The following is a 14,365-nucleotide window of genomic DNA, read 5'->3' on the forward strand; positions in this document are numbered from 1 at the left end:
GACCGATGGAACTTTTTCTCGATTTTGCAACGCTCAAGGTCATCTGGTGGGGCCTGCTCGGCATCCTTCTGCTCGGCTTTGCCCTGACCGATGGCTACGATCTCGGCGTCGCATCGCTCCTGCCCTTCGTCGCCAGGAAAGATGAAGAACGCCGCCTCGTCATCAACTCGATCGGCCCTATGTGGGAAGGCCACCAGGTCTGGTTCATTCTGGGCGGCGGTGCCATCTTCGCCGCTTGGCCTCTGGTCTATGCGGTCAGCTTTTCCGGCTTCTACATTGCGATGTTTGTGGTGCTCGCGGCGCTGATCCTTCGCCCGGTCGGGTTCAAATATCGCTCGAAGCTCGAAAACCCCGCCTGGCGCTCGCGCTGGGACTGGGCGCTCTTCATTGGCGGATTTGTCCCGGCGCTGATCTTCGGGGTGGCCGTCGGAAACGCCATGCTCGGCATTCCCTTCAGCCTCGATGATACGATGCGCATGAGCTATGAGGGCGGGCTCATCACCGGCTTCCTCAACCTGCTCAGCCCCTTCGCCCTGCTGGCCGGCCTTGTTTCGGTAGCAATGCTCATCACCCACGGCGCTGGCTGGCTGGTAGTCAAGCTGGAGCTGGGCATAGTGCGCGACCGGGCTGCTTCGGTCGGTACCTATGCCGCGCTGGCGAGCTTCATCCTGTTCGCGCTCGGTGGCGTGCTGCTCCTTGTCATGGTCGATGGTTACCGGATGACAGGAAGTGTCGATGGGAACATGCTGCCCAACCCCCTGCGCAAAGAGGCCGAGATCGCGAATGGGGCCTGGCTTGCCAACTATGCCCGCTACCCGTGGATGATCATCGCTCCTGTGCTCGGCCTGGCGGGCTCGCTGATCGCCTTTGCCGGCTTTCGCAGGAAGAGCGCGCTTGCCATGGTCGGATCGGCAACAGCGATCACCGGGATCATTCTCTCGGTCGGCGCCTCGATGTTTCCGTTCATCCTGCCAAGCTCGATCGATCCTGCCTCCAGCCTGACCGTGTGGGACAGCTCATCCAGCCACTTCACGCTGTTCTTCATGCTGATCATGGCCGTCATCTTCGTTCCGATCATCCTGTTCTACACTGCCTGGGTCTACAAGGTGCTGTGGGGCCGGGTGACGACGGAAGAAGCCACTGGCGCCAAGGGCGAGCACGCCTATTAGGAAAGGAATTTTCGGATGTGGTATTTTGCCTGGATCCTCGGCCTCGGCCTGGCCCTCACCTTCGCCATTCTCAATGCGCTCTGGAATGAGTTCTCCGACGAGGCCATCGCCTGCGATGACGTCGACTGCGAACCGGAAACGTCCGAGGCTGAGTCAGTTCGCCATGGCTGAGGACAAACAGTCCCAAGGTGAGCCAACTGGCTCACTGCCCGAAAGCGTCGTCCATGCGCTTGGTCTTGCGCTGGAGGATGAGCGGCGCGCCTTCGAAACCTATTCGGCGATCCTCGACCGGTTCGAAGGCGCCCGCCCCTTTGCCAATATCGTCAACGCCGAAGCGCGTCATATCGCGGCGCTGCTGCGGATCTATGAGCGCTACGGGCTGACGCCGCCGACGGACGAAACCCTGCCTGAGGAAAGCGCTCTTACGGCACCGTTCGAAGCCCTGTGCGAGATCGGTGTGCAGGCGGAAATCGAGAATATCCGCCTGTTTGACGAGACACTGCTGCCTGCCGTGGCAGCGTATCCGGATATTGCCCATGTCTTCCAGCGGCTTCGGGACGCGTCGGCGCACAATCACCTTGCCGCTTTCCGGCGCTGCGCAGAGCGCGGTGCGCCGGGCCGCCGGCCTTGCGGGTCGCACCACTGAAAAGCGGTTTGAATGCCGTCAAGCCCCGGCAGGAACGCTTGGCCCCGGCGCAGACAGGCGCTCGAGCAGGGGCCCGGGATGGCGCACAAGGTCTGACAATCGGACTGTATCAAGCTCGGCAAAGAAGGCCTTCAGGCCCCGGCTGAATACGCCCGTCAGGCCGCACGCCCCGGCCAGGGGGCAGGTATTGGTCGAATCGTTGAAGCATTCGACAAATTCGCTGAGGTCCTCGGTGTGGCGAACAATCTCGCCGACCGTAATTGTCTCCGCACCCTTTGCCAGACGGATACCGCCAGCGCGCCCGCGTACATTTTCAAGATAGCCGAGCTGGCCAAGCTCGCGCGCAGCTTTCAGAAGGTGCGCACGAGAAATACCATGAGCATCGGCAACGTCCTGGACCCGAACCAACTGACCTCCATGCAAGGCGCAATACATCAGGATCCTGAGGGCGTAATTGGTATAGGCGGTCAGCCGCATTTGCGTTCACGTCCTCTGCGCAATCGCAGGCTTTCTGGTCCATTTCCAGCCTGTCCAGTGAAAGAAGTATCTCAAATAATACTTTTTTGATCACAAGAGCAAGACTTGCTTAGAGACGACAGCACTACATACTCAATTACCCGCGCCGGACGTTTTCCGGCGCGGGTCCATTAAGCCGTGAGGATGACCGCAGACAGCTAGTGAAGAAGCTGCGCGCGAATGGCTTCCAGCTCTTCGTCTGTAACCTCGACCTCCTCATGCAGGAAAGCCAGGACCGAACCATACTCCTCCTCCATATCCAACAGAGCCGTCTCAATATAAAGCGGGTCGGAACGCATCAGCGGAGCAACCATTTCCGGCGGCAACTTTGCCAGGAAGGCGTACGGGCTGTCCTCGTCGAGGGCGGCTTCGTCGCCGGCGAACTCTTCCATGTAATCGACATAGATCTCCGACAGAGCATAATCCGCAACGACGGTTTCACGCGGCACACCCAGCGCCGTGAGCAGGAGCGCGGCCCCGATACCGGTCCGGTCCTTGCCCGCTGAGCAATTGAAAGCCAGCGGCACTTCGCCGGCGGCGAGACGGTCGAACATCTCGCGATAGGCCGGCACCTGGTCCTGCGCGATGTCGGCATAGGCGCCCGCCATGGCCTGGCTGACCTTCTCTGGCGTAACCTCCGGATCCTGGAAGACCGTCATAAGGCTCATCGAGTCATCTTCTTCCGGGTCTGGAAAGGTCAGGTATTCGACCTGTCCGGCCTGCCAGTCGGTTGGCTCTTCGGCGCGCTCCCGGGCGGTGCGAAGATCGCAGATAACCTGAATGCCGAGACCCGAGAGATAGTCATAATCCTCATCGGTCAGCCCATCCATGACGCCCGAGCGATAGAGCTTGCCCCACTTCACCGTGCGGCCGTCTTCGGTCTTGTAGCCGCCAAGATCACGGAAGTTCCGCCCCCCTTCGAGCGGGAGCAGGCGCAGAGCCGTTCTGACGGCCTCGCCCTCCTCCGGCACGATCAGGAAGTAGTGACGTTCCTCCAGCGTGTCTGCCGCCCAGGTCACTGATGAGGCCGACAGGTCTTCGGCTATGATCTTGCCATTGCCGGGCATCGTCTCCTCATCCATGGCCACTTCAATCCGGGCCACTTCTCCCAAGGAGCTTGGCCAGCTGATCGAGTAGACCTTGCTCTCCATATCGAGGCTGACGGCGATGTCTGTTACGCCAGCGGCCTCTATCTTTCCGGCCTCGTCGGCTGAGGCGAGGCCGCAGGCCATGATCGCTGCGAGCGATACCGCCGACACGTGTTTCTGAATGGACATGGTTCTGTCTCCCTTTTTCTGGATTCTCAGTAGCCGACGCTCAGGCCGACCATGTAGGCGCGGCCGTAGGATTCGATCTGGTCGATCGTGCGAGCCGTCTCGATGTAGCGGCGGTCCTGGTAGTCGGTCAGGTTGTTGGCTTCGAAGAAGACGACCGTGCTCGCCCCGCCGAGTTCATAAGGCAGCTCATACTGCACCTTGGCGTCGAGCCGTTCAGTCTCGTCCCAGTACTGATTGAGGTTCGGGCCGCTTTCGGTCGTCGACAGCCAGGCATCGCGCCACTGATAGGAAAGGCGGGCCGACAGGCCGTACTTCTCGTAGAAGAGCGAGGCGTTGTAGATCAGGTCTGACGTCCCCGGGATCGGGGCGGTGGTCCCATTCGTCCCGACTTCAGGCGCAAAGAACTCGCTGTCGAGCAGCGTCAGATTGCCGGATACGCCGAAGCCATCGAAGGGAGAGGGCAAGAAGTTGGCCGCAGAATAGATGAGATTGAACTCGACGCCCGAGAGCTCACCATCCTCACCATTGAGGAAGGTATCGTAGGAGACCATCTCGCCCGGCGCGAAGACGCCCGGCGCATAGTCAGACCCGTCGACCATAGCGCCGCCCGGATAGATGACATTGTCGATCGTACGGTAGAAGGCCCCGACAGAGGCGATGCTGGCTTCGTCAAAATACCACTCCAGCGAGGCATCAAAGCCGTAGGACTCTTCAGCGTCGAGGTCTGGATTTCCCCCTGAAATGGACGGCGTTGTCGGATCAACCGATTGGGATGCCCGGGCCTCGCTATAGGTCGGCCGGCTGATGCCGCTTGTCGCCGACAGGCGAAGTTTCAGATCGTCCCGCAGGTCAAAATTGAAATGAACACTGGGCAGGAGATTGGTGTAGTCCTTGGACGCATTGATGCTCTGGGCGACACCATCGACGACCTGGTTGCCAATCGTTGAGAAGTCCGTCGATTCCAGCCGGACCCCATAGACGATATTGCCCCAGTCGAATGCGCTCGTCGCCATGGCATAGGCAGCAAGAATGTCTTCCTCGATGCTGACGATTTCTTCCGGCTGGAAGTCCGGCGTCGTCGAGAAAGAGGGATCGGCGGCCCGGAAGGCATCATAAAGGTCGCCGCGCAGGGCTTCATTCCGGTAATAGACACCGCCAATGGAATTGGTGAGATCCGCGTCCCAGCGCCCGTCTGTGGCGTAGGCATTCACATCAACCGGCAAGCCGACAGTTACCACCTGAGCATTGCCGCCGTCCGCCTCTCGCATGTCGTAACTGAACCCGGCCTTGAAGGTGGTGTCGAACCGGTCAAACGACCGCTCGATATCGATCATGGCCTTCGTCGAATCCGTTTCGAACTTGTTGTAGATGTCGATCAGCAGGCTGAGATTGGGTGACAGGCTGTTGATGTCGACTGGCGTACTCGTACCAGGGGCATACGGCGTAAGGATCGGATTATCGATATCGGAAATGTCGTAATCGGCCGAAATCGGAACGAAGTTCATCGTCTGTATCAGCGGCAGCTTCAGGAGGTTTTCCGTCTCGGTGTAGTTCACCCGCGGCGTAACCCTCCAGCCATCGGTGTCGAGATCGAGCCCGATTGTGTTGGTAAAGGTCGAAGTCTCATACCGGCCCTGCTCGAGCATCCGCGTGACCTCGACACCGTCGAGGCGGCCGGCCGAGCCAAGCGCCACCGGTGCGAAATCGAAATCGAACTGGTTGCGCTCCTCCTCGTCGGCGAACTCATAGAAGATGCTGGAGGCAAAGACCCTGTCGATAGGGCCATCGGCCGGGCGGTACTCCGCCTTGGCCCCATAGGACTGGTTCTCGCGATAGCCGCCATACTGGCGATAATCCAGGTTCTGGAGGCTATCGAGCGTACCGTCGCCATTGGTATCGACCGGCTCGAATTCGCGATTGTCGACATTCCGGTCGCGCTTGTCGAGCGTCCCGAAAGCAAGGACGCCGAACCGGTCATTCGACCAGGAGGCCCGTAAGGCATAGCGCTGGGTCTCGGCATCGTTGAGGTCCCGCTTGCCGGCCCCAGCCGTTGCGGAGAAGCCAAAGCCCTCCTTGGCGAAGGGGCTGAACGTCTTGATGTTGATATGGCCGAGCACAGGGGCACCGGGTGTGTCGGGCGTCACGGCCTTGTTGGCCTCGATCGAACTGGTGATGACCGCCGGGATGGAGTCGAACCGCGGAATGCGTCCATTTTCTGCACCGAGTACATCCACACCGTCGAAAGAAATGGTCGTGTAGCGGAAACGCCCGCCGCGGAAGTTGACGAAACGCGCTTCGCCCTGGTCGCCCTCGACGGCAAGGCCCGGCACGCGTGTAAGCGCTGCGGCCAGCGTCTGGTCGGGGAAACGTCCGATCGTGTCGGCCGCGATGATGTCGACAACATTGTCGGCATCCCGCTTCGCCTGGATGGCTGCCTGCTGGCTGTCACGGATCGGAGAGGCCGTGACCACCACGACCTCCTGACGCGCTTCGTCGCTCTCCTGTGCAAGCGCGGGGGCAGCAGCCATCAACGCGGCCCCGGCAAGCAGTGTGGTCTTGTATGAAGTGTTGAACATGCCTCGATCCCCTCTCGGTTAGCGAGGCGGCAAGTAGCAGTACTGAACATTTGTACCAAAACAAGATTCGATGAATTTTTCACGTCCATTTTGTGACGCACCGCAATAAAAATGTCAAAGATGCCTAATCCATTTTCCTTTTATAGGCGAAATTCACAAACGGTGCGCTGCGCAAATCCTTGAAGTGGAAACAGATTCCGGACAAAGTCTGAAAATCATATATTCAGACACAAGATTGTTTAAATGTACCAATCGACGCAACACCCCGACCCGGATGATGAAGGCCTCCTGCTTTCCCAGGCGATTGCGCAGATTGAGAGTTCTGGCCTTAAGGGGCTGAGCCTGCGCAGCCTCGCCCAAAGCGCAGGCATCAGCCCGTCGCTGCTGACCTATCGGTACGGGTCCCGGAACAAGCTTCTCGCGAAAGTCTTCGAATATGCGAAAGTGCGCGAGCAATCGAATTGGCAATGGCGGGAAGCAGCCCTTTCCGACCTCACCCTGTCTCGGCCCGACCTGACCTCGCTTGCCCTGACAATCGCTCAGGATGAGATCGCAAGTCAGACAAGGACAGCCCTGGTGGGCTGGATCGGCCAAACCACGGCAGAACGGGACACAGCCCTGAAATCGGTCATGTCCGACTGGCATGTGTTTGCCACGGACTTCTGGGCCGCCCGGTTCGCGGGCATCGGCCTCGACACCGCCCTCGCGCCATCTTTCGCCGGCGTGCTCAACGGAGCGGTCCGGATCGGCCTTCTGGCAGGGAGCGACCTGCGCATGAAGGCATGGATGAATGACATTCTCCTGCGCCTGTGCGACCGTATAAATCACAGGCCTCTGTCCACTCCGGGCGACAGTGCGGCCCGGGCCGCACTTGAGCACAGTGGCCTGGAGACCCAGGATGAGGAGCCAGAAGCCCGAACAGCAACACCCGACCGCATAATCGACGCGGCGGTTAAACTCATTCTCTCACACGGCCCCGACTCCCTCACCCACAGGCTGATAGCCAGGGAATCCGGCATTTCGCTGTCATCGATGACACATCATTTTGGCTCACTCGACGAAATCATGCTTCGCGCTTTCCAGCGCATTTACGACACAGTCACCAAAGAATCCTCGCACGCCCTCACAGCGCACAACTCGGTAACATCACTATGCGAGACCGTCCTTCCCGCCATATTCGGGCGTGTGCGCCGGCGCGGTTTCGGCGGCTTCGCCATGGACGAAGTCATCCTGTACACATCGAGACAAGCCAGCTCCGCTCCGCTGGCGGGCGGCCTGCTGGCCATGACGGGGCGCACTTCAACCGCACTGCTCCAATCAATTGACCCGGTTGGCAAGCGCGCAGACCGTCTGGACGGGCAGATCTTCCGTTTTGTCCTAACGGGGCTCTCGCAGCAATCGCTCAGCCTGCCGCTGGAACAGCGGGAACGATGGATGGTGGACCAGTGCAAGATCTTTCTGGCCGCTTATTGGCCGGAGACGTGAGTGCCGGCCCAATTACGTTGTCAGCTATACAGTTCTCTTCTATGGTCCGCCGCGAAAACAGAGCCATTCCGAAGAAAAAATGGCCGAACTAGGGGAAACCCCGGAAGACGCCATGCACGCAGACGATTAAGGTCCCATCCGACCTCGAGAGCGTAATGGTGCAAACACAAACGAAACGAATAAGATGCTCGGGCCTGCCGCGCGTATGCGAGATATCGGATATGCGCACTGGCAAGCTACGACTGGCGGGCCTTTTGCTGGTAGCCTTGCAGGTTAGCGCGTGCGCTATTGCGCCCGAGCCCCAGCCAAGACCAATGCCGGTGCCCGCCTCCTTTGCCCATGCCGCAGATGGCACGGAAGACCTGCCGAACCTCGACTGGAAGGCATATTATAGCCACCCTGCCCTCAAACGCTTGGCAGAGCTGGCGCTTGAGAACAGCCCGCAAGTCGACATTGCGCGAGAGCGCGTGGAGACGGCCCGGGCCCGCTACGCGCTAGTCAGTGCGGATCGCTATCCAACCGTCGGGGCCAGCGCGAGCGGAACTTCCCAGCGAACCGCCGACAGCCTGTCGCCTTTCGGCAGCGGGCAAAGCACCGAATATGGGCAGGTCGGCCTGGGTGCCTCGAGCTGGGAGATCGACGTGTGGGGGCGGCTGCGCAATCTGCGGGGCGCGGCTCTGGAAGAATACCTTGCCAGCGACGAAGCAAGACGAGGCGTCATGAATGGCCTGATCGGGGATACCATGCGCGCCTATATCACCATCCTCGAACTCAATGAGCGCATTGCCCTGGCCGAGAAGACGGTCGCCTCACGCACCGAATCCCATCGCATTCTCTCGCGGCGTGTCGATGTCGGCAGCGCCGCACCAATCGACCTCACTCTGGCAGAATCCCTTCTCTCCCAGGCCAGGACCGAGCTGAAAAGCCTGCAGCAGGCCCGCGACCTTGCGGGCAACGCGCTCACCCTGTTGATCGGGACATCTCCGCCGGAAGACCTTTTCGAAGCGCAGCTGGCCGACATCGCCATGGCCGAGACCGTCCCGGCGGGCCTCAGTTCGGATATCCTGCTGCAACGTCCGGACATCCGCGCCGCGGAGCACATGCTGAGCGCCCGCGAAGCCGACATTGCTGCGGCGAGGGCCGCCTATTTTCCAAGCGTCTCCCTGACCGGCCAGTTCGGCTTTGCCAGTACGGAATTGTCGAGCCTGTTCGAGTCGGGTTCACGGGCCTGGACCTTCACCCCGTCCGTCAATCTTCCAATCTTCGATGCAGGCCGGCGCGATGCGAACCTTGCCCTGACCCAATCGCAAGCCAGACAGGCGCTTGCAGAGTATGAATTAGAGATCCAGTCAGCTTTCCGCGAAGTTTCGGATGCCCTGGCCACGGCATATTGGCTCGATCAGCAGATCGATGAACAGATGCGCACGCTGAACGCACTGGAAGAGCGCGCCCGGCTGGCCAACCGGCGCTATGAGGCCGGCGCTGCGAACTATCTCGAAGTGCTCGATGCCGAGCGGGAGCGTTTCCGGGCCGAGCAGGCTCTCGTCGAGGCGCGCGCAGGGCTGATTGCGTCAAAAGTTGATATCTTCACCGCACTGGGGGGCGGTGTTCCCGGTTTTGAGACAAATGTAGATGAGGCGCCGACCGCTCGTGACTGATACTTCTCCCACTGAAAAGACGAGCTTCTGGAAGAAGAAGACGCTGGGTTTGCGCAACGGACGCATCGCCATGTTTACCGGCATCGCTTTGGCCATTGGTTTTCTGCTCTATGCCGGCCAGCTGACCGGACAGGACGATACCCCACCGGGCTTTCTGTCCGGCAATGGCCGGCTCGAAGCCACCGAAATCCGTGTGGCGCCGCGCATCCCTGGACGGTTGGAGGAAATCCTCGTCAAGGAAGGCGATTTTGTCGAAGCCGGCAGCATCGTCGCTCATATGGACACACGCACCCTCCAGGCCCAGCGCCTGGAAGCCGTCGCAATGCTGCGCCAGGCGGAAAATAATGTGGCGATTGCCGAAAGCCAGATTGCCCAGCGCCAGAGCGAACTGGCCGCCGCCCAAAGCGCTCTGGTACAGAGACGCGCCGAGGCGAAAGCGGCAAAGGCCCGGCTCGCCCGGACTGAGGAGCTTTCTCGAGATGGAGCAAGTTCGGCCCAGGAACTGGATGACGACCAGGCCCGCGCGGAAAGCGCAGAGGCCGCTGTCGCCGCAGCCGTCGCTCAGGTCAGTGCCGCCCGCACTCGCGTGGACACTTCGCGCACGGAAGTTATCTCCGCCAAGTCGAGTGTCGATGCCGCCAAAGCCACGATTGAACGCATTGCAGCCGAAATCGATGATTCCGCGCTCGATGTCCCGCGGTCCGGCCGAGTCCAGTATCTGGTCGCGCGGGAGGGCGAAGTCCTTGGCGCCGGCAGCGTCGTCCTGACCCTCGTCGACCTCAGCGATGTCTACATGACCTTCTTTGTCCCGGAAACGAAGGCCGGGCGGATCCCGATCGGCGCACCGGTCTATCTGGTTCTTGATGCGGCACCCCAGATCGCCGTCCCGGCAAGCGTTTCCTTTGTTTCGGATGTCGCACAGTTCACGCCAAAGACCGTCGAAACCCGCGAGGAACGCCAGAAACTCATGTTCCGGGTGCGGGCGCGCGTCGATCCGGCATTGCTGGAGCAGTATATTGAACAGGTCAAAACCGGGCTGCCCGGCGAAGCCTATCTGCGGCTCGATCCCTCCGCCTCATGGCCCGAGGACATGCCGCCCGTCATTCAAGCAGACTGATCCATGGATGACGCACGCCACTCCGAGCCGCCGCTTCTCGTAAAGGGCGAGAACCTGTCGCTGGTCTATGGCGACACGCATGCGCTCGACGGCGTAGATTTCCATGTACAGGAAGGTAGCATCATCGGCCTGATCGGTCCGGACGGGGTCGGCAAGTCGTCCCTGCTTGCGCTGGTGTCCGGAGCACGGCGCCTGCAGGATGGCACGCTGAACGTTCTCGGCGGGAACATGGCTGCTCCCGCACACCGCCGCCGGGTCTGTCCGCGCATCGCCTACATGCCCCAGGGGCTAGGCAAGAGCCTCTATATGGCGCTTGCGGTTGAAGAGAACCTCGCCTTTTTCGGACGGCTTTTCGGATATGACGGCGAGGTGCTGGAAGCGCGGATGGTCACCCTGCTCTCAGCGACGGGGCTCCTGCCTTTCCGCAAGCGTCCCGCCGGCAAGCTGTCGGGGGGCATGAAGCAGAAGCTTGGCCTGTGCTGTGCCCTGATCCATGAACCCGACCTGCTGGTCCTCGATGAGCCGACCACCGGCGTCGATCCCTTGTCGCGGCGCCAATTCTGGGAACTGATCGACACAATCCGCCAGAGCCGGCCCCAGATGAGCGTCGTGGTGGCGACGGCCTATATGGATGAAGCCGCCCAGTTTGACCGGGTCTGGGCCATGAATGCCGGGCGCATCATGGCTGAAGGCAGCCCCGCCGAACTGCTTGAACAGACAGGGACGCGGACAATGGAGGCCGCCTTCTCCCGCTTCCTGGCCAGTCAGGATGACCTGGCCGCCTCAGAGCTTGAAATTCCGCCCTATGAGGAAGCATCCCAACCGATTGCCATCCAGGCGGAAAACCTCAGCAAGAGGTTCGGCGACTTTACCGCAGTCGACAGTGTCAGCTTCGAGATCCATCAGGGCGAAATCTTCGGCTTTCTCGGCTCGAACGGCTGCGGCAAGTCCACGACGATGAAGGTCCTGACGGGCCTGCTCGAAGCCAGCGAGGGCAAGGCCGAGCTTTTCGGGAAGCCCGTTGAGGCCAGCACCGTCGAGAGCCGGATGCGCGTGGGTTACATGTCCCAGCACTTCTCGCTCTATGGGGAGTTGACGGTTCGCCAGAACCTCGACCTGCATGCCCACCTCTACAGGATTCCGCACGATCAGGTGAACGCACGCATCGATGCCCTGCTTGACCAGTTCGGGCTGAGGGAAGAAGCCGATGAGCGGCCTGCAAGCCTGCCACTCGGGGTGAAGCAACGCTTGTCGCTCGCGGTGGCCATGCTGCACGACCCCGATCTCCTGATCCTGGATGAGCCGACCTCGGGCGTCGATCCGATCGCGCGCGATGCCTTCTGGCGCATCCTGATCGATCTCTCCCGCAACAAGGGCGTGACGATCTTCATATCCACCCACTTCATGAATGAAGGCGCGCGCTGCGACCGCATCTCCTTCATGCATGCCGGCAGGGTCCTCGTGAGCGGCAAACCGGCCGATATTGCCACGGACCTCGGCGGTGGTTCGCTGGAAAAGGCTTCCATCTCCCTTCTTGAGGAAGCCTCAAAGGAGACCAGCACCGCCACCTCAGCGGAAGAGATTGCAAGCCAGTTTGCGCAAGCCCCGGATGAGACCAAGCCCCAGACGTCACGGTTCTTCTCGCCGCGCCGGATGATGAGCTATGCGCGCCTTGAGGCCCAGGAAATCGCCAACGATCCGATCCGGTCTGTCATGGCCCTGGTTGGCAGCCTGATCCTGCTGTTTGTCATGGGCTTCGGCATCAGCATGGATGTGGATGGCCTGAGCTATGCCGTGCTGGACTCAGACCAGACCAGCCTTAGCAGCGACTACCAGACCAATCTCGCCGGGTCCGCCTATTTCGTCGAGCATCCGGCGATCCTCGATTATGAGGACATGGACCAGCGCATGCGCACGGGCGAACTGGCCGTCGCCATCGAGATCCCATCCGGATTTTCCGAAAAGCTTGAGCGCGGGCGGGGCGCCGAAATCGGAGTCTGGATCGACGGCTCCCAGCCGATGCGGGCCGAAACGGTTCTGGGCTATGTGAACGCGGTTCACGCCGACTGGCTCCAGAACCTCATCCGCACGCGGCTTGGCGGGGCAATGGAGACAAGTGCCGTCAATGTGGAAACCCGGTTCCGCTACAATCCCGACGTTAAAAGCCTTGTCGCCATGGTCCCGGCCGTGATCCCCATTCTGCTGCTGATGATCCCGGCCATCCTGTCGTCGTTGAGCATTGTCCGCGAAAAGGAACTGGGCTCGATCACGAATTTCTATGTCACGCCGACACGCCGGTCTGAATTCCTGATGGGCAAACAGATGCCCTATATCGTCCTTGGCTGGCTGAACTTCGTGATCCTCTGGCTTGCCGCCGTGACCATTTTCGGCCTCCGTTTCGAGGGCAATTTTCTGGCGATCAATATCGGCGCGCTGCTCTATGTGACATGCTCAACGGGGCTCGGGCTTCTCATCTCGACTTTTCTCCGCAGCCAGATCGCAGCGATCATCGGCACAGCGATCCTGACCCTGCTGCCAGCGGTCCAATTTTCCGGCCTGACCGACCCGGTCAGTTCGCTTCAGGGCGCCGGACGGGTTATCGGGGAAATCTATCCCACCAGCCACTTCCTCTCCATTGCTCGCGGGACCTTTTCCAAGGCACTGGGCTTTACCGACCTGCAGCAGGAATTCATCACGCTCATCATCATGGCGCCCCTGATCACCCTGATCAGCGTGCTTCTACTGCGCAAGCAGGAGACCTGAGCGATGCGCCTGCGAAACATCCTTCATTTGGGCATCAAGGAACTGCGCAGCCTGCTGCTGGACCCTTTCCTCGCCGGCTTCATCGTCTTTGCTTTCACGTTCAGTATCTGGACCGCCGCCACCGCAATGCCGGACACGGTCCAGAATGCGGTTCTGGCGGTCGTCGATGAAGACCAGTCGCCTTTGTCCCAACGCCTGTCACTGCTCTTTCAGGAGCCTTATTTTGCCCCGCCGATAGAGATTTCCAGAACCGAAATGGATCCCGGGCTCGATGCAGGGGACTATACATTCGCGCTCTATATCCCATCCGAGTTCCAGAGCGATTTGCTGGCCGGGCGCAGACCAACGATCCAGCTTGCCGTCGATGCCACACGCATGAGCCAGGCCTTTGAGGGCAGTGGCTATATCCAGTCGATCATTTCCGCCGAAGTCAGCAACTATCTGGGGCGGGGCCATGAAGCAGACGCTTTGCCGGTCGACCTTGTCATTCGCTCAAAATTCAATCAGGCGCTGGACGGCGGTTGGTTCGGGGCGATCGTGGAAATCATCAATAATGTCACCATGATTGCCGTCATCCTTACCGGCGCCGCCCTTATCCGCGAACGCGAGCACGGCACGGTCGAGCACCTTCTGGTGATGCCTGTGACGTCGCTGGAAATCATGCTGAGCAAGGTCTGGTCGATGGGCCTGGTCGTTCTGGCAGCCTCTCTCTTTTCCTTATGGGTCGTTGTCCAGATGTTGCTCCAGGTGCCGATACACGGCTCAACCCTGCTGTTTGCTCTCGGGGCCGCGCTGCACCTTTTCTCCGTCACCTCCATGGCGATTTTCATGGCCACCGTCGCGCGGACGATGCCTCAATTCGGTCTGCTGATGATCCTGGTCATCATGCCGCTCGACATGCTGTCCGGCGGGATGACGCCCCGCGAAAACATGCCCGAATTTGTCCAGACCATCATGCTGGCGGCGCCTACAACGCACTTCGTCTCCCTGTCTCAGGGCGTCCTTTTCCGCGGCGCGGGGCTGGAGATCGTCTGGCCACAGCTACTGGCCCTTACCGTAATCGGCAGCGTTTTCTTCGTCATTGCCCATAGCCGCTTCAAGAAAACGCTCGGCTCCATGGCCTGACAGGTAGTGGTCAGTGGGAGAGACGTGCGCCCA

At 60.5% G+C, this 14,365-nt stretch carries 11 protein-coding genes; 8 read left to right on the forward strand and 3 right to left on the reverse strand.

Going from position 1 to position 14,365, the window contains the following annotated elements; genetic code table 11:
- Nucleotides 1–5 precede the first annotated feature (5 nt).
- The 3 genes from cydB to B8784_RS17140 are packed head-to-tail and all read left to right on the forward strand — an operon-like array spanning nt 6 to nt 1,815.
- A complete protein-coding gene (cydB, locus tag B8784_RS17130) occupies nt 6–1,169 on the forward strand; it encodes a cytochrome d ubiquinol oxidase subunit II (protein ID WP_084399110.1) in 1,164 nt (387 codons plus the stop codon).
- Nucleotides 1,170–1,184: 15 nt separating this feature from the next.
- Nucleotides 1,185–1,340: a cytochrome bd-I oxidase subunit CydX gene (gene cydX, locus B8784_RS22255; protein ID WP_084399111.1), complete on the forward strand. Its 156-nt coding sequence runs from the start codon at nt 1,185–1,187 to the stop codon at nt 1,338–1,340.
- On the forward strand, nt 1,333–1,815 hold the full coding sequence (locus tag B8784_RS17140; RefSeq protein ID WP_158085730.1) for a ferritin-like domain-containing protein: 483 nt from the start codon (nt 1,333–1,335) through the stop codon (nt 1,813–1,815). The genes cydX and B8784_RS17140 overlap by 8 nt, the downstream gene beginning before the upstream one ends.
- 18 nt (nt 1,816–1,833) lie before the next feature.
- On the opposite strand, the gene B8784_RS17145 is transcribed toward B8784_RS17140, so the two are convergent.
- From B8784_RS17145 to B8784_RS17155, 3 genes are all read right to left on the reverse strand, one after another.
- Complete coding sequence (locus tag B8784_RS17145; protein WP_084399112.1) at nt 1,834–2,292, reverse strand: Rrf2 family transcriptional regulator; 459 nt, start codon at nt 2,290–2,292, stop codon at nt 1,834–1,836.
- A 197-nt stretch (nt 2,293–2,489) separates the two neighbouring features.
- Nucleotides 2,490–3,608, reverse strand: a complete 1,119-nt coding sequence (locus B8784_RS17150) for a tyrosine-protein phosphatase (RefSeq protein WP_084399113.1) — start codon at nt 3,606–3,608, stop codon at nt 2,490–2,492.
- Between the two features lie 26 nt (nt 3,609–3,634).
- Nucleotides 3,635–6,184: a TonB-dependent receptor gene (locus B8784_RS17155; RefSeq protein ID WP_084399114.1), complete on the reverse strand. Its 2,550-nt coding sequence runs from the start codon at nt 6,182–6,184 to the stop codon at nt 3,635–3,637.
- Between the two features lie 243 nt (nt 6,185–6,427).
- On the opposite strand from B8784_RS17155, the gene B8784_RS17160 reads away from it, so the two are divergent.
- The 5 genes from B8784_RS17160 (at nt 6,428) to B8784_RS17180 (ending at nt 14,332) form a co-directional block, all read left to right on the forward strand.
- Entirely contained in the window at nt 6,428–7,669 is a 1,242-nt protein-coding gene (locus tag B8784_RS17160; protein ID WP_084399115.1) for a TetR family transcriptional regulator, read from the forward strand.
- A 221-nt stretch (nt 7,670–7,890) separates the two neighbouring features.
- Entirely contained in the window at nt 7,891–9,327 is a 1,437-nt protein-coding gene (locus tag B8784_RS17165) for an efflux transporter outer membrane subunit (RefSeq protein WP_267889994.1), read from the forward strand.
- Between the two features lie 70 nt (nt 9,328–9,397).
- On the forward strand, nt 9,398–10,444 hold the full coding sequence (locus B8784_RS17170) for an HlyD family secretion protein (protein ID WP_084399132.1): 1,047 nt from the start codon (nt 9,398–9,400) through the stop codon (nt 10,442–10,444).
- 3 nt (nt 10,445–10,447) lie between these two features.
- A complete protein-coding gene (gene rbbA / locus B8784_RS17175; RefSeq protein ID WP_084399117.1) occupies nt 10,448–13,207 on the forward strand; it encodes a ribosome-associated ATPase/putative transporter RbbA in 2,760 nt (919 codons plus the stop codon).
- A gap of 3 nt (nt 13,208–13,210) precedes the next feature.
- Nucleotides 13,211–14,332 (forward strand): ABC transporter permease, encoded by a 1,122-nt coding sequence (locus tag B8784_RS17180; RefSeq protein ID WP_084399118.1) that lies wholly within the window; start codon nt 13,211–13,213, stop codon nt 14,330–14,332.
- Nucleotides 14,333–14,365: the final 33 nt, after the last annotated feature.

Source organism: Henriciella aquimarina (assembly GCF_002088975.1).
Classification (GTDB): Bacteria; Pseudomonadota; Alphaproteobacteria; order Caulobacterales; family Hyphomonadaceae; genus Henriciella; species Henriciella aquimarina.